This is a genomic window from Alcanivorax sp. MD8A (assembly GCF_002888555.1).
GTDB lineage: Bacteria > Pseudomonadota > Gammaproteobacteria > Pseudomonadales > Alcanivoracaceae > Alcanivorax.
In genome coordinates this window covers 1-16807 of record NZ_AQOQ01000001.1, presented here as the reverse complement: position 1 = coordinate 16807, position 16807 = coordinate 1, and the positions used below count along the sequence as shown (strand labels likewise).

The window sequence follows — 16807 nt, the reverse complement described above, 5'->3', positions numbered from 1 at the left end:
CCCCACTATCAGTAATTGACCTGAACGGTCATCACTGCCAGAGATCCACCCGTTGCCCTGGCGGAAGGAACAACACTTGCTGCTCCGTCACCTCAAAGGCCTCGTACCAGGCATCCACATTCCTCACCACACCGTTTACCCGAAACTCATTGGGGCTATGGGGATTGGTGAGTACTAGCTGGCGAAGGTGTTCATCCTTGTACAGCGCACGCCATAGCTGGGCATAGCCCAGAAAAAAACGCTGACGCGCGGTGAAGCCATCTTTCTTCTGATCCACTTCCGGATGATCCACCAGCATTTTTTCCAGGGCAGCATAAGCCACGGAAATGCCCCCCAGGTCACCAATATTTTCCCCCAGTGTCAGGCGCCCATTCACCGTCAGATCTGGCAGCGGTCGATACTGGTTGTACTGCTCGACAAGACGATTGGCACGAGCCTCAAACTGTTGTCTCGACGGAGCACTCCACCAGTTATCCAACTGCCCCATACCGTTATAGCGGCTACCCTGATCGTCGAAGCCATGACTGATTTCATGACCGATCACCATACCAATGGCGCCGTAATTCACGGCCGGGTCTGCGGCAGGATCAAAAAACGGTGGTTGCAGAATCGCCGCCGGAAACACAATCTCGTTATGGCTGGCAGAGTAATAGGCGTTAATGGTCTGCGGGGTCATACCCCACTCCCAATCACGAGCCGGCTCATCCAGCTTGCTGATCGCATCGGTCATCTGCCATTCGCGAATCCGCTGAATATTGCCCACAAGGTCCGCCGGATCAATGCGGATACCGCTCAGGTCATGCCAGCGGTCGGGGTAACCGATATGCGAAGTGAACGCTCCCAGTTTGGCAAATGCCTGCTCACGGGTAGCCTGATCCATCCAGGGGTTTTCCCGGATCCGCTCGCTGAAGGCTTCCCGCAGGTGAGCCACCATGGATTCCATCGCGACCTTGCTGTCTGCAGGAAAATAACGCTCCACATAGAGCTTGCCCAACGGCTCCCCCAGGTAATGACTGAGGAACTGCAATGCCTGCCGATCCAGTGAGCGGGGCTTGCTGATCCCCGCCAGAGTGCGCTGGTGAAAATCAAAATGCGCTTCACGCCAGGCGTCTCCCAAATACTGGGCAAACCCGTCCAGGTAATGAAACTGCATCCAGGCCCTCACCGTCTCCAATGAGGCAGAGGCAAATAACTGCGCGCCGTCTCTGACCGCCGTATCGTTAGAGACAATCATCGACGAAGGCTCTGGAATATCCGCCGCGGCCAACAACGCCAACCAGTCGATCTGCGGCGCATAGGCTTGCAGCTCGGCCGGTGTCATCCGATGGGTATTACGGATCACGTCACGACTCTGGGCGGGTGTCCAGTGCACCCTGGCAAGCGCGGTTTCAAAATCCAGCACGGCACGCGCCGTGTCTGTTGACGCCCCTGCTCCTGCACGCCCCAGAGTCGCGGCGACATAGTCCACGTACGCATCGCGCAGCGCCGGATAAGGCGCCTCATCACTCAAGTAGTAATCGCGGCTGGGCAAGCCTGTGCCTGACTGGGACAGAAACAGCCGGTAGCCGGACGGGTCATCCGGATCCAACAGAATGGAAAAATCGGCCACCGCAGGAAACCCCGGCCGGGCCATTAAGGGTAACAAAGCAGCATGATTCGCCGCGTCTGCAATCATCGCGAGCCCCGCTTTGAGCCCCGTCAGCCCCTGAGTTTCACGCTGTTCCAGATCCATGAAACTGGCATGCAAATCGGCCAACTGCTGTTCGCTGCTGCCTGGCGCCCGCCTCTCGGCAGGAAGATCTTCGATGATCTGCTGCAGCTGCTGTTCGGTACGCAGACTAAGAGAAATAAAGGAATCCATCCGCGGCAACCCTTCCGGAATCACCGCGCTCTCCAGCCAGCCGTCATTCACATAACGAAAGAAATCATCGCCGGGCTGAATCAGCGGGTTGATAAATCGGGTTTCCACCCCCCATGCCCCCAGCGACGCTGTCTTGGGGGCTTTATCCTGCCCTGTGTCCTGGCAACCCAACCCGACCAGCGCCAAAACCGCCGTGATCGTTACCTGCTTCCACATCCTTGCCCCCAATTCGGTCCAGCTATCCATGTCTGCAGGACGATTAAAGGCCAGCAGCGGTCAATTTGCTAGCGTGTTAACAGACAAACGGTGACCTGATGCCTAACCAGCGTCATTGGCGTGCATTTCATGACAGTGGATAATGTCATTGTCTACCGCCATCCCCCATGGAAGTCGCATGAAACTGGTCTCCTCAACCCCTCAAGATTACCGCTCCGAAGAGGCCAGCCTAACCCCGCAACAACTCCAGGCCTACAACAGGCTGGTCGGTACACTCTATGCCTGCCTGCATGACAGCCAGGGCTTCCAGCCTTTTTTTGATGCCTTCCAGGCGCATTTCAACGCTCTGCAAGGGGGGATCCTCGGCGTCAGCGACAACCCGCAGAGGCTGGTATACGGCTGGACGTTTGGCTACCCGGAAGGCTTCGAGCAGTGGTATATCAACAGCGACCTGCCGGAGCGAGACGAAGCCCTGACACGTTTTCGCCACCTGCCGCCCAGGCAGTTCGATTCCTTCCTGCGCGGCGACGAAAGCAAGACCATTCTCGACATGCTCAATCCGGAAAGCCGGGCCTGGGCAGAAGCTGTAGGCATGGGCGACAGCGCCGGAATGCTGGTCACCCGTCAGGCAGACACCAATGTGGTCTTCATGGCTAACCGCCACAAGGATTTCGGCCCCTACAGCGAGCTGGAAATCCTGCAGATGAACCTGCTGGCCCCGCATATCGAAAATGCCATTACCCTGCACTTCAAGCTCTACCAATCAAGCAGCGATAACGAAAGTCTGGCCATGGCGCTGGACCATGTGAATAAACCCATGATCGTGTTCAATGCGTTGGCCACCATCGCCCAGGCCAATCAGGCCGCCCGTACCCTTATCGACAACAGCCAAAGCCTGCAAATCAGTGCCAGTCACCGACTGACCAGCAGCGATGACAAGCTCAGCCGGCAGCTGGCCGATGCCATCACCACCAATCTGGTCAATGCCAATCAGGGGCGAGCCGACACGCAAACCCTGTTTGTTGAAAATCGTGACGAACGCATTGCCATCTGCCTCACCCCGCTGCAGTCCGAACGCGCTGAGCACAATGGCTTGCTGGCCGAGCTGTTCAACTACCGCATCGACATGACACCGGACCTCGGCAAACTCCAGTCCCTGTTCCTGTGTACCCCTGCTGAGGCCGCCATTGCCGCCGAACTGGTACACGGCCTCGGCGCCACGGAAATCGCGGACAAAAATGGCATATCCGTTCACACCGCACGCCAGCACATCAAGAACCTGTTGAGTAAAAACGGCTATAGAAAACAAACAGAGCTGGTGGCAATGCTGGTAAAAACGCTTTCATAACAATTAGTTAATAATATTGACCGACAGCTGACACTTTTTTCTTGCAGGTCTTCCATTCAGCCTCTATCTTTGTGAACAACCATTCACAAGGTAGCCGAGAGGTGCCGAATGAAACACCCTGAACCTGTCGAAGTCAGCGGCAAGGACCGCACGCCTAGCTGGCAACCCCTGAATGACTTCGCTACCCAGAAACAGAAAGATAGCGGGCTCAAAGCCTGGATTGCCGTTGTAGAAGGCTGCATCCGTGCGATTGAACGCACCGCCTGGCAAGGCCGCGGACTCGCCGATCAGGCCATCACCGCGTGCAAGGCATTCGGCCGTGGCGCCCAGGCCGTCAACGAGGAAATGCAGCTGTTGGCCGATGAAGCCCGCCGCTGGCCGATGCGCCTCAAGCGACTGACCGTCACCGGCTGGATGCTGACACGTGTGGTAGCAAGCTATCGCCTGTGGGGCACTCGTTCCGCCTTTCTGCCTGCCAGCATGCGAGACAGTGCCCTGCAGGCCCTGCATCAGCGTAACGCTCGCCGTTTCTGCGAAACCTCCCTGGAGCAAGGTGGCGCCTTTCTGAAAATCGGCCAGCTGCTTTCCAGCCGTCCCGACCTGCTGCCGCAAGCCTGGATCGATGAACTGGCGGTACTGCAGGACCAGGCCTCCCCCCTGCCCTACGAGACAGTCCGTCAGGTGCTGGAGGAAGAATTCGGCAAACCGGTAGAACAACTATTCGCCCACTTTGATCGTGATCCGCTGGCCGCCGCCAGCATCGGGCAGGTCCATCGTGCCCGTCTGCTGGATGGCCAGGAGGTCGCCGTCAAGGTACAGCGCCCCGGCCTGGACGAGCTGGTGGAGCTGGACATGACCCTGCTGAAAGTCTTCATGGACGCAGTGAAGTCGGCCCTTCCGCCCATGGATATCGACACCATCGTCAGCGAGATTCAACGCACAGTACGCGAAGAACTGGACTATCACCGCGAAGCGCGGGTGATGCAGCAAATCCGCCAGCAACTGGAAACGGTAGAAGGGATCACCACGCCCTCCCTGATCCCCGGCCTGAGTACCCGGCGAGTGCTGACCACCGGATTTGTCCAGGGCAGCAAACTGACCACAGTGCTTGATCGCCTGCATGGCACGCACCCCGAGCGCACCAGCCGTATGCTTGGCAACCTGCTCAATGCCTGGTTTGCCCAGGTACTGCACGGAGGCCTGTTCCACGCCGACCCGCACCCGGGCAACATTCTGGTCAACGAGCATGACGAACTGGTACTGCTGGACTTTGGCTGCGCACAGGCGCTGACTGATGACGCCCGTCGCGGTTACTTCCGGGTGTTGCAGGCTTGCGTCGTGGATGACCGCCAGGTGATTGGCGACACCCTGTCGCAACTGGGATTCCACACCCGCAGCGGCAATCCCGACACCCTGTTGGCCTTTGTGGCGGCGATTCTGGATCAAGTCCGTGACAGCATCATCAATCCGTCCCCACAACAGGGGTGGCCCAGTGCCGAGCAAGTCATGGAACAGGTCACGGCCCTGCTCGCCCGTCTGGAGCATGACCCCGTGGAAAAGATGCCCGGCGACTTCATCATGCTGGCACGGGTCTTTGGCACCCTGGGAGGACTGTTCCTTCACTACCAGCCTACCGTGGATATCCCTGCCATCATGCTTGGCTACCTGACCCGGCCTCTGGATCCGCCCCGCCTGGCCGCTTGACGTCACAGCGGTGAGCTATCCGCGCTTACCGCTTCATTAAACTGTTTACATGGAGGGGACGATCGCTCAATCGCGATGCGTCCCCTCCACGTTTACGACCTCCCGGTTCCCTCTCCTCCCGGGCCGCTTCCCCTTCATCTATGTTGCACCCCTCTTACCGATGCAAAGAAACACTCACCAACACTGACAATAACGCTACAGCCCCACGCCGCCCCAAAGTTGTACAAACGTACTAATAATTCATAAGACAAGAATGCGGTCCGCACAGACGGGCCCACCAAAGGGGTTAGCCATGCTACAACTCAGCCAGACCTCCACGAGGTCATTCCTGTATCTGTTGCTTCTGGCCACTACCGCAAGCGGCCTGCTTGCCGGCTGCGGCGGTGGTGGCAGCAGCAACACACCTGCCGTCAGCAATAACAGCGAACAACCTCGAGACCCGTCTTCCGACACACCCGACGACGGAGAGGAAGACGACGATCCCGCCCCAGTCGAGCCCACCCCGCTGAACCGCTACGGTTTCGCCAACGGTTGTTACACGCTGCAAAGCCAGGGCAACTTCCTGCAGGCAGACAACGACGCTCAGCGCTACCAGACCACACGCGACGCCAGCGAGGCGACGGCGTTCTACATGAAACCAACCGCGCTGGGGAGCTACCTGCTGCTCTCCGACTATCAGCGAGACAGCGGCGACAGCGGACAAAAACAACTGCTGGGCATCAGCGACCCTGCCGGGGAGCTCCTTGATCAGAGCGGCAATTTCGTCGGCGAACTGAGTTACCTGGTCTCCGGTCTCGGCGACACCTTGAATCTGGTACTGGATCCGGTCGCCCCCCTGGGCGGCCTGTTGCGCGAACTGGGGGAAACCCTGGGCGGGATCGGCGGCGGACTGGGGGATATCACGGTTCAACCCCGCCTAGGGATCGTCAATCAGGCCAGCGATCTGAGCGTGTGGAACCTGAATCCCGGTGGCGAGGCGCAATTCACCCTCGCGTCCCAGGTCACCGGTCTGTTACTGACCGCCACCGATGACGGCCTTACCCTGACCTCCCCCGGCCTGGAAGCGGAAAACACCCGCTTTACCCTGCACGCCGCTGACGGCTGCGCCAGCTACCCCGAAGCCAGCCTCAGCGCCAGTGTGGATGCCGCAGGGCCCGCTATTTACCTGAAAGACGTTGCGCGTTTCCAGCAGGCCGAGGGCATTGATGACGACGACCTGTTTGGCTACGTGGACGCCCACAGCCATATCTCTGCCTATGAATTTATCGGTGGCCGTATCAATTACGGGGACCCTTTCCACAAGTTCGGGGTGGATCACGCGCTGCATGATTGCGCCGAGAACCATGGTCCCCAGGGCCTCACCGGGGTACTGGAGCAAGTGACCAGCACCCCCGGCCCCCACGAAACCCGTGGCTGGCCGGATTTTCCCTACTGGCCAAGAAGCAACTCCCTGCAGCACCACCAGAGCTACTACAAGTGGATTGAACGTGCCCACCTGTCGGGCTTGAAAGTGCTGGTCAATCACCTGGTGCACAACGAGATTCTCTGTCAGCTCAACCCGCAAAAGCAGAATGACTGCGACACCATGGCGGCCATCGAAATGCAGGCCACGCTGATGCATGACATGCAGGACTATATTGATGCCCAGAACGGCGGCCCCGGTGAAGGCTGGTTCCGTATTGTCACCAGCCCCAGCCAGGCCCGCGAGGTCATTGAAGACGGCAAGATGGCCGTCATCCTCGGGGTCGAGGCCTCCAAGGCACTTAACTGTGGAGAGTTTCTGGGGGTCGCGGAGTGCTCCCGGGACGAGATCGTGACTCGGCTGGATCGACTCTATGCCATGGATGTGCGCAGCCTGTTCCCGGTGCACAAGTTTGATAACGCCTTCGGCGGCCACCTGCCAGACCTGTCCAGCGGCATTGGTATCGGCGCCATTCTCTACGGCGGCAACCTGCTGGAAACCGGCCATACCATTGAGTTCGAAGACTGCCCGGATCACCACCACAGTGATAACGAAAACCCGCTGGCCGATGCCCTGCAGCCACTGGGCATCCTCGACCAGCTGCTGTTCCAGATTGACTATATCGGCGACCGTTTCCCCGCCACCCCTGAAGGGCTGGCGGAATACGACCCGCGTCGTGGCACCGACCACCTGTGCAACACCCGCGGCCTCACCGACCTGGGCTTCTTCCTGATTGAGGAGCTGACCCAGCGCGGGATGATGATTGAAACCGATCACATCAGTCGCAAGGCCGCCACCGAAATCCTTGATCTCACAGCACCGCGCGGTTATCCGGTCATCAACAGTCATGGCGGCTGGGGTGGCACCGAAGCGTTGCGCGATCGTGTTGCCAACCAGGGAGGGGTTACCGCCTCCTTCGGCAGCGTCCGCGGCGATTGGGTGGACCAGCTCACCCGCGATGGCAACCGCCCCCGCCCGGCCAGTTACAAGGTCGGCCCCTTTGGCGGTGCCGCCTTTGCGTCAGACGTCAACGGCATTGCCAATTTGGCCGGTAACCCCGGCACGCCCGATCAGGAAAATACGCTTTACCCGTTCACCTCCGTGGACGGCCGCGTGGTGTTCGACAAACAACTCACCGGTGACCACGCCTTCAGCCTGTACGAAGGCCGGGGCGTGGCGCACTACGGGCTATACCCGGACCAGATTGCCGACATGGTGGCCAACAGCGACCGGTCTCAGGAGCAGGTGGACGATGCTGTGAACCAGTTATTCACCTCGGCGGAAGCCTACATACGGATGTGGGAACGACTGGAGCAGGCCGTTCGCTAACGGACACCTGCTGATTTCATAATGAGGGGAATCCATCATGAAAAAGACACTATGGCGTTTGCTGGCGATGACAATGCTGGCAAGCACGTTGGCACTGGCAGGTTGCGGGGGCAGCGACAGCAGCAGCCCGGCACCCAATAATACCCCCACCGGCAATACCGGCGATGACGGAGGAAACGGTGACGGTGGTGATAATGGCGACGACAACGGCGGGGGTGATGACGGCGAGACCCCGCCCGACACGGTCGGTCGTACCTTTATCATCAGCCCCGGCGACAATGCCACCGAGGACATGGTCAACGCCATGGTACAGCTGCGCCCTAAAGATACCCTGCAATTCGAGTGCGGGTACTTCGAACTCGACCAGGGGTTGCTGATTCAAGCCACCGAAGACGTGCTGATCAAGGGCTGCGGCAAGGACGAGACCATCCTGTCATTCAAGGACAGCGTCAACGTCACCGGGCTGGAAGCGTTGAACATTCGCGGCATTACCGTAGAAGACCTGACCATCCTCGACTCCCCCGGCGATGCCTTTAAATTGAAGAGCGTCAAATGGGGCACCCTGCGGAATGTGCGGGCCATCTGGTCCGGTGGTGGCGAGCCCATCACCGCTGATAATTATGAGGAAAGAATCCACGTTTCCTGTACCCATCCCCCCTTCAATGAAGGCGACCCCACCCCGGACTATGTGCCAAGCTCCGCCAGCGGCCGCTACGGCATCTACCCGGTGGAATCAGAAAACATTCTGGTCGAAGGCAGCGAATCCATCGGTGCCAGTGACGCCGGGATTTATGTCGGTCAGACCAACACCGCCATCATCCGTGACAGCCGTGCCGCCTATAACGTCATGGGATTTGAAATCGAAAATGTTCAGGGCGGGGAATACGACAACAACCTGGCGGAATGTAATACCGGCGCCTTCCTGATCTATGACCTGGAGAACATCACCCGTTACGGGGATACCTCGGTGATGATCAATAACGTGGCACGTAACAACAACACCTATAACTTTGCCCACAGTGGGCTGGTATCGGTTGTTCCCCGGGGAACCGGTTTTATTACTCTGGGTTACGACAATATCGAGGTGCTCAACAACACGTTCGAAGATCACAGCACCGCCGCCGTAATTTACGTCAGTTATGAGTTGATCGACGGCAAGGACAATACCGCAGACCGGAAACTGGATCCGTATACCGAAGGCTTGCACATTCACGATAACGTGATGAAAAACTCTGGCTACGACCTGCCTCCACCGGATCTGGAAAAAGTCGCCAATGGCGAGGTCGAAAGCGTTCTGCCTTTCCTCATCGGACTGAAAAACCTGCCCACCCTGAACGACCCGACGCAATTACTGGGCAGCCTCACCAATGTGCTTAACCTGGGTAAAGGGGCACACATTGTCTGGGATGGCCTGCGCGATGAACTGGATGAAGACTGCCCTTATCCGGTAGACAGCAATGGCGATCCGGTGCCGATGTGGGACAGCGGCAAACCGGTCCACACCAACGAGCACCCGAACCCCAGCTGTCACTACAACGCCTACAAGTTCGACGAAAACAAGCAACGTATCCAGCCGGAATGGGGCTCCTGCATTCACAGCAACGAGCTGTCTGAAGACAGCGCCCCTTACCTTAACTTCCACGGCACCGACGGCCTGGAACTGGTACTGGCCATTGCCGACCAGGATCTGTCGATCCTGTCGCCTGCCGGTCTGCTGGACGTACTGGAAGGGTTGCTCAATATGCCGTCGGATACCCGACTGTCTGACCATGACTGTCAGGCCCGTTTTGGCAAGACACTGGCTTCGCTACCGCGAGTTAACATTCCTCCCTTCGAGCCCAGCGGCGAGTTCGATCCGGCACCCTCCGATGAAGTGGTCGATTTCTATTGTTCCGCCGACGTGGCAGAAGGTGAAATCAACCGCGAGGCGCTGAACTACAACTGCCCGACGCTGGACCAGTACAACCTGTTTGCCGATCCGCAAGACCCGCGCAGCTTGCCAAACGAAAGCGGCCAGCCCTTTGTCCTGAACAGCAAACTGTTCTCCGACTACGCCACCAAATACCGGGTTGTTTTTGTCCCACCCGGTGAGCAAGCGGTGTATCGCGACGGCCAGCAAGGCAACAACCTCAACGGGGGCATTCACTTCCCGGACGGCACCGTCATCGCCAAGACCTTTGCCTTTACCGATGAAAGCAATGGCACCGAGGTGCCGGTGGAAACCCGCCTGCTGATCAAACGCAAAAACAGCCAGGGCAGCGCGGTATGGACCGGTCTGCCCTATATCTGGGAAGAGGTGGATGGCAAGCAGGTTGCCCGGCTGGCCATGAATGGCGGAACCGCATCGGCATCCTGGCACTACCGGGATGCGGATTCCGGCACCCTGCTCACCGGCAGCACCGCCAGCTATAGCATTCCCAACGCCAACCAGTGCATCACCTGTCACGGCAATGATGACCAACCTGCCGGCAGCGCCCCGATCGGTCCCAAGCCTCGAAACCTGAATCGCGCTTATCAGCCTGAGTCGGCGTTCATGGGCAACAGCGGCCAAGGGGGATTCCCGCAGATCAATCAGCTCAAACAATGGCAGGATCTGGGCATATTGAGCGGCGTACCGGCCCTGACCATCAGCAATGGCGTTGCCACCAATATCGAGCATCTGCCGCGCTGGAATGTCCCGGGTGACAGCGGTGAGACCGCCCACTCAGCGGCGGATATCGAGAGCCGGGTCCGAGCCTATCTGGAGGTGAATTGCCAGCACTGCCATAACGACAAGGGCGCCGCCTCCAATACCGGTTACTACCTGGATCACTTCCGTGATGTAAATGCCAGCTACGGCGTATGCAAGAAACCCACTGCCACCGGCGGCGGTTCCTGTGGACGTCAGCATGTACTGGTGCCCGGTGATGCTGGTGCCTCCATCGTCTCCTGCCGGGTCGCGGCAGAGAACGACCCGCAACGGATGATGCCCCCCATCGCCCGCAGCGTGACGCACAGCGAAGCCAGCGTTCTGCTGGATCAGTGGATCAATAACGTGGTCGATGGTAGCTACACCAACGCCAATGGCTGCAGCAACTAAACGTCCGTTACCCGTCCCCCTCCGCCTCCCGTTCGCGGGAGGCAACCTTCCCTCCCCGCTTGCGGGGAGGTTTTTCAGTACCCGCCCAGCAAGGTAATCAATGCGGCTTGGCGACGGGTTCCTGTCTTCTGCAACAGCGACTTGATCTGGCTCCTGACGGTTTCACGGGAACTGCGGCGAATCGCAGCAATGTCATTGGCGCTTTTTCCTTGCAGCAAATAACTCGCGACATCGGTTTCTGCCGGGGTAAAACGGTATTGTTGAGCGGCCAGGGCAAGCGGATCAGTGCCGGCAACCAAAGCGCTGCAGGACACCAGCCGCAACCAACGTTGCTTGCCGTCCAGAAAACTCACCTGAAAAATGCAGGGCCGCCCGCCAATTTGTAACTCCAGCCCCTGCGGCTGATCCGGGGCATCTCTCAGCGCTCTGACAGCTCGCTTGAACCGCAGGCCATTTCCTGTACCCGCCAGCCCCAAACGATGCCCTTGCAAATCCAGGCACAGCTGCTGCTCCGCGGCCTGGTTGGCGTACTCCACCCGCCCACCAGGCTCACACACGATAACCGCCCCGGAAAAACTATCGAGTAGTGCCTCCAGCATGCCGGAGTGCTGGCTGACAGAAGGATGGTGATGATATTGAGATGATGCGACCGCTTGCATGCCCTTTCCCTTCTCGTTGATGTCATTCAATGAGACGGACAGGACCTTCGAATACGACACACTTACTTGAGGACAGTGTGCGTTACCGGGACAAACAGCCCTGACGATAAGGAGGCAGTAAGACAGGCAAAGTGTTTTTCTGATCGAAGGGGCTACGCCCCCTAATCCTGATCAACCCTGTTTGGTCTGGTCCTTTGCTCGCAACGCTTTCAACGGTGCTGAGAGTTTGCCCGGGTGCCGGGGATGCACAGAGGCGTAGGTAGAAAAGATCGTTGCCAGATCTGCATCCAGATCATCACCGGGCTCCACCACCAACGGAAAATCAATTTCCTTTTTTCGGTAATCGGCCGTCGCAACGATAATGGGTACACCCGCCTGATGAGCGATACGATGAAACCCGGTTTTCCATTGTGTTGCACCACCGCGCGTGCCTTCCGGGGCCACAATCATGAACAGCTGCTCGGCGCCGTTGAACTGGGCGACAGTCTGCTCGACCACTCCCCCGGCCTTGTTACGATCAATGGGCAGGGCTCCCATCCAGCGTAACAGGGAGCCCAGCGGTCCCTTGAAGGCACTGTCCTTGATCATCACATGCGCATCCAGGCCCAGTTGCATCATGGCGGCCAGGGTCACAATGCCATCCCAGTTGGACGTGTGCGGCCCGCCAATAATCACCGCCTTGGGCAAGGCCGGTAACGGACTGACCACCTTCCAGCCAATCAGCTTCAGGAAACCGCGCGCGCACGCCCGGGAAAATGCATTACCGCGACGCGGATAATCGCTGGTGGCCATAAACAGGATCCTCGACAAAAGTGCCGCGATCATACGCAGGGCGCCGATGACTCTCATTGACCTTGAAGACCAACGTGCGTCCCAGTGGACAGGCGGTGCCCATGGCCTATGACAAAGATTGAAAAACCCCATTCGCCACACATTTCATGTGGACGCCATAAGCGCGTAGTATGAGGGTATTCATAACGCAGGGTCCTGGTGTCATTGTGTTATGGGCCCTGCGGTCCCGCTTTACGCCGTGACACCACGGCGGCGAGCCCATTCTCGACCCAGGAGGTGTGCAGTGACACGGATTGGCCAGGACACCCTGAACAGCAAGTCATCGCTGACAGCCAACGGCAAGACCTACCATTATTTCGACCTCAACGCGGTCGCCGACAAGGGCTGGGGTGATCTCAGCAAGCTTCCCTTCTCGCTCAAAGTGCTACTGGAAAACCTGCTGCGCTATGAAGATGGCGAGAGCGTCACCGTGAATGACGTGGAAGCGGTCGTGCGCTGGCTGGACAACAAGCGTTCCGACAACGAAATCAACTACCGCCCGGCCCGGGTCCTGATGCAGGACTTCACCGGCGTTCCCGGTGTAGTCGATCTTGCCGCCATGCGCGATGCCATCAGCAAGGCCGGTGGCGATCCCACCCGCATCAACCCCCTGTCACCGGTGGACCTGGTCATTGATCACTCGGTCATGGTGGACAAATTCGGCAACCCGCAGGCCTTTGCTGAAAATGTGGATATCGAGTACCAGCGCAACCGTGAACGTTATCAGTTCCTGCGCTGGGGCCAGAAAGCCTTCAATAATTTCCGGGTGGTGCCACCGGGCACCGGCATCTGCCACCAGGTCAACCTGGAATACCTGGCCAAGGGTGTCTGGTCCGAGCCGGCCCAGGATGGCAACACCTATGCCTACCCGGATACCCTGGTGGGCACCGACTCCCATACCACCATGATCAACGGCCTCGGCGTATTGGGCTGGGGTGTGGGCGGTATCGAGGCCGAAGCCGCCATGCTCGGCCAGCCCATCGCCATGCTGATCCCCGAGGTCATCGGCTTCAAGATCAGCGGCAAGCTGCGCGAGGGCATCACCGCCACCGATCTGGTACTCACGGTCACCGAGATGCTGCGCCGCCGCGGGGTAGTCGGCAAGTTTGTGGAATTCTTTGGTGACGGCCTCGCCGACCTGACCCTGGCCGACCGCGCCACCATCGCCAACATGGCCCCCGAGTATGGCGCCACCTGCGGTTTCTTCCCCATCGACGAGCGCACCACCGAATACATGGAACTGTCCGGCCGCGACCCCGACACCATCGCGTTGGTCGAGGCCTACTGCAAGGCGCAAGGGCTGTGGCGCTCCAGCGACGATCCGGACCCGGAATTTACCGATGTGCTGGAACTGGATCTGGGCGATGTGGTGCCCAGCCTGGCCGGCCCGAAACGTCCCCAGGACCGGGTTCCCCTCACGTCCGTCAAACGCACCTTCATTGACGTAGTGACCGAGACCCTCAAGCTCAACGACGATGAAATCAGCAAGCTGGAAGGGGAAGGCGGTCAAACCGCCGTGGGCAACCACGAGCCCAGCGGTGGTGACGTTCCCGTCACCATCGACGGCCAGAAACACCACCTCAGCCACGGCGATGTAGTAATTGCGGCCATTACCTCCTGCACCAACACCTCCAACCCCAGCGTCATGCTGGCGGCCGGTCTGGTGGCGAAAAAAGCCGCCGAAAAAGGTCTCAACCGCAAGCCCTGGGTGAAGACCTCACTGGCCCCCGGCTCCAAGGTGGTGACCGACTATCTGGACGTCACCGGCCTGCAGAAACCCCTCAACGACATCGGTTTCGATCTGGTCGGCTACGGCTGCACCACCTGCATCGGCAACTCCGGCCCCCTGCCGGACGCCATCGACAAAGCCATTGCCGACGGCGATCTGGTGGTGGCCTCAGTGCTGTCCGGCAACCGTAACTTCGAAGGCCGGGTCCACCAGAGCGTGCGCACCAACTGGCTGGCCTCACCGCCGCTGGTGGTGGCCTACGCCCTGGCCGGCACAGTGAAAATCGATTTGGACAAAGACCCTATTGGCAAGGATAACGATGGCAACCCGGTCTACCTAAAGGACATCTGGCCCAGCTCCGATGAGATTCAGGCGGAGCTGGTCAAGATCAACAACGACATGTTCCGCAGCCAGTACGCCAGTGTCTTTGACGGTGACGAGACCTGGCAGAGCCTGCCAATCCCGGATTCCCAGACCTATGACTGGGACAGCCAATCCACCTATATCCAGAACCCGCCTTTCTTTGACGGGCTTACCGCCGAAATCGATGATGTGACCCCGGTGAAAGACGCCCGGATTCTCGCCTTGCTTGGCGATTCCATTACCACCGACCACATCTCTCCTGCCGGCGCCATCAAGGCCGATTCCCCCGCTGGCCATTATCTGCAGGGCCACGATGTGGAACCCATCGACTTCAACTCCTACGGTTCGCGCCGGGGGAATCACGAAGTGATGATGCGCGGCACCTTCGCCAATATCCGTATCCGCAACGAGATGACCCCGGATATCGAAGGCGGCTTTACCAAACACCTGCCCCAGGGCGAGGAAATTTCCATCTACGGTGCCGCCATGCGTTACCAGAAGGATGGCGTCCCTACGGTGGTGGTCGCCGGCAAGGAATACGGCACCGGCTCCAGCCGCGACTGGGCGGCCAAGGGCACCAACCTGCTCGGGGTGAAAGCGGTGATTGCCGAAAGCTTCGAGCGTATTCACCGCTCCAACCTGATCGGCATGGGGGTATTGCCACTGCAGTTCCCGGAAGGCACCGACCGCAAGACCCTGAACCTGGACGGCAGTGAAATCGTCGATATTCCGGAGTTGGGCAACGGCCTGAAAGCAGGGGAAACTGTAAAGGTGGTGTTCCGCCGTGATGGCAAGGAACAGACCGTGGAGGCGCTCTCCCGGCTCGATACCGCCGCGGAAGTGGAGTACTACAAACACGGCGGCATTTTGCACTATGTGCTGCGTCAGATGATGAAGGGATAACCCGACCCTCTGCTGTGGGAGCTCCACCGCGATGGCGGGCCACCGTGGCCTGCCCCGCTCCCGCAATCACCACCGGGCTTTCCCTTCCGCGCCCGGTTTTTGCTATGCTGACTCTGCTTCACAACGAGTTTTGGGGAACTCCGTGCGCTCTGTACTCCTGATCTTCTGTTGCGCCCTGGCACTGCCAGCGGCGGCGCAATCGTTTGACGACAGCGACCTGCTCACCGCCGAGCAGCGCGATGCACGCCTGCGCGAACAACAAGAACTGGAAGCCAGGGAGCAAGACCTTCTGCAGCAGAAGGAAACCACCCAGGAACTGCTGGAGCAGCAAGATGCTTACCTGGAAGCACTGAAAGCCCAAATCGACGCCATGAAGCAGCCCTCACAAGAATCACAACAACACGGGCCCCCCCCCTGATGCTGCAATGGTTACGCCGCCTGTTTCAGGGCCCGGCAAAAGACGCGACGCCTCAGCAGGCACCCCGCCCCGAAGACGATGCACCGTCAGTGGAAACGCCGCAATCTGAGGTGCCAGCCCCTCCGCCTGCCGACCCGATGGCCCCTTTTCTGCCGTTCCAGATCCGGCCGCTGGAAGTGGCCGACCTGAACCGTCTGCTCGGCGTCTTCCGCGATGCCATACAAGTGGGCAGTGCTGGCGAATACGATCAGCAGCAACGTGATGCCTGGAGTCGTGGCCAGAACTACGACAGCCTGATCTCATTGCTGAGTGAAGGGGAAACCGTGGTGGCGCAGTGGGATGATGAACTGGTGGGGTTTGCCCAGCGCATTGCCGACAACATCAATATGGTTTACGTGCACCCGGACTCCGCCCGGGTGGGCATTGCTACCCTGCTCTACCAGCATCTGGAAGACAGCGCCCGGGTCGAAGGCATCCCCAGCCTGACCACCCACGCCAGCCTGACCGCACTGGAATTCTTTCGCTTCATGGGTTTCGACAGTGAAGGGGAGGAGCAAGCAGATCGGGGTGGCGTCAATCTGAAACGCCACCTTATGCGCAAATCATTGGGTAACTTTCAGTAAATAAACCGTATATTCATCAAAAAATCTGATCAAACCCGCCAAACCGGTGCCGTGGGTTCGGCCTCCCCGTGCCACTAGAATGATTTCATCGGCAGCGCAGAATGCGCGGCCTACCCAACACCATTTGCGCTCATTCTGAACACCCGGGGTCACGGATTGACCCCACACTTCCCCCCTTAAGGCCGTCTCCCCCGACGGCCATTTTTTTGGCTCATCGCGGATTTCCGGGAAAGGCCCGATTTCCCCCCCTCACTTGCCGTAGGAGATTCTATGTTGTCCATC

At 59.1% G+C, this 16807-nt stretch carries 10 protein-coding genes; 7 read left to right on the top strand and 3 right to left on the bottom strand.

Annotated elements, in window-relative coordinates:
* Nucleotides 1-31 precede the first annotated feature (31 nt).
* Nucleotides 32-2077, bottom strand: a complete 2046-nt coding sequence (locus A15D_RS00050) for a M13 family metallopeptidase (protein WP_158245766.1) — start codon at nt 2075-2077, stop codon at nt 32-34.
* Nucleotides 2078-2255: 178 nt separating this feature from the next.
* On the opposite strand from A15D_RS00050, the gene A15D_RS00045 reads away from it, so the two are divergent.
* The 4 genes from A15D_RS00045 (at nt 2256) to A15D_RS00030 (ending at nt 10999) form a co-directional block, all read left to right on the top strand.
* The gene (locus tag A15D_RS00045) at nt 2256-3425 is read left to right on the top strand and encodes a helix-turn-helix transcriptional regulator (RefSeq protein WP_146026814.1); all 1170 of its coding nucleotides are present in this window, start codon (nt 2256-2258) and stop codon (nt 3423-3425) included.
* Nucleotides 3426-3533: 108 nt separating this feature from the next.
* Nucleotides 3534-5129 carry an AarF/ABC1/UbiB kinase family protein gene (locus A15D_RS00040; RefSeq protein WP_102790255.1) on the top strand — a complete coding sequence of 532 codons (1596 nt, stop codon included), beginning with the start codon at nt 3534-3536 and terminating at the stop codon, nt 5127-5129.
* Between the two features lie 292 nt (nt 5130-5421).
* Nucleotides 5422-7920, top strand: coding sequence for a membrane dipeptidase (locus tag A15D_RS00035; protein ID WP_102790254.1), 2499 nt, complete (start codon nt 5422-5424; stop codon nt 7918-7920).
* Nucleotides 7921-7957: 37 nt separating this feature from the next.
* Nucleotides 7958-10999 (top strand): parallel beta-helix domain-containing protein, encoded by a 3042-nt coding sequence (locus A15D_RS00030; RefSeq protein WP_233191979.1) that lies wholly within the window; start codon nt 7958-7960, stop codon nt 10997-10999.
* 74 nt (nt 11000-11073) lie between these two features.
* On the opposite strand, the gene A15D_RS00025 is transcribed toward A15D_RS00030, so the two are convergent.
* Both A15D_RS00025 and A15D_RS00020 read right to left on the bottom strand, forming a co-directional pair.
* Nucleotides 11074-11658 (bottom strand): helix-turn-helix transcriptional regulator, encoded by a 585-nt coding sequence (locus tag A15D_RS00025; RefSeq protein ID WP_102790253.1) that lies wholly within the window; start codon nt 11656-11658, stop codon nt 11074-11076.
* Nucleotides 11659-11829: 171 nt separating this feature from the next.
* Complete coding sequence (locus A15D_RS00020) at nt 11830-12450, bottom strand: 1-acyl-sn-glycerol-3-phosphate acyltransferase (RefSeq protein ID WP_102790252.1); 621 nt, start codon at nt 12448-12450, stop codon at nt 11830-11832.
* A gap of 283 nt (nt 12451-12733) precedes the next feature.
* On the opposite strand from A15D_RS00020, the gene acnA reads away from it, so the two are divergent.
* The 3 genes from acnA to A15D_RS00005 all read left to right on the top strand — a co-directional run bounded on the left by acnA (nt 12734) and on the right by A15D_RS00005 (nt 16525).
* Nucleotides 12734-15484 (top strand): aconitate hydratase AcnA, encoded by a 2751-nt coding sequence (acnA, locus tag A15D_RS00015; protein WP_102790251.1) that lies wholly within the window; start codon nt 12734-12736, stop codon nt 15482-15484.
* Between the two features lie 142 nt (nt 15485-15626).
* Nucleotides 15627-15902 carry a hypothetical protein gene (locus A15D_RS00010; protein WP_102790250.1) on the top strand — a complete coding sequence of 92 codons (276 nt, stop codon included), beginning with the start codon at nt 15627-15629 and terminating at the stop codon, nt 15900-15902.
* Nucleotides 15902-16525 carry a GNAT family N-acetyltransferase gene (locus A15D_RS00005; RefSeq protein WP_102790249.1) on the top strand — a complete coding sequence of 208 codons (624 nt, stop codon included), beginning with the start codon at nt 15902-15904 and terminating at the stop codon, nt 16523-16525. The genes A15D_RS00010 and A15D_RS00005 overlap by 1 nt, the downstream gene beginning before the upstream one ends.
* Nucleotides 16526-16807: the final 282 nt, after the last annotated feature.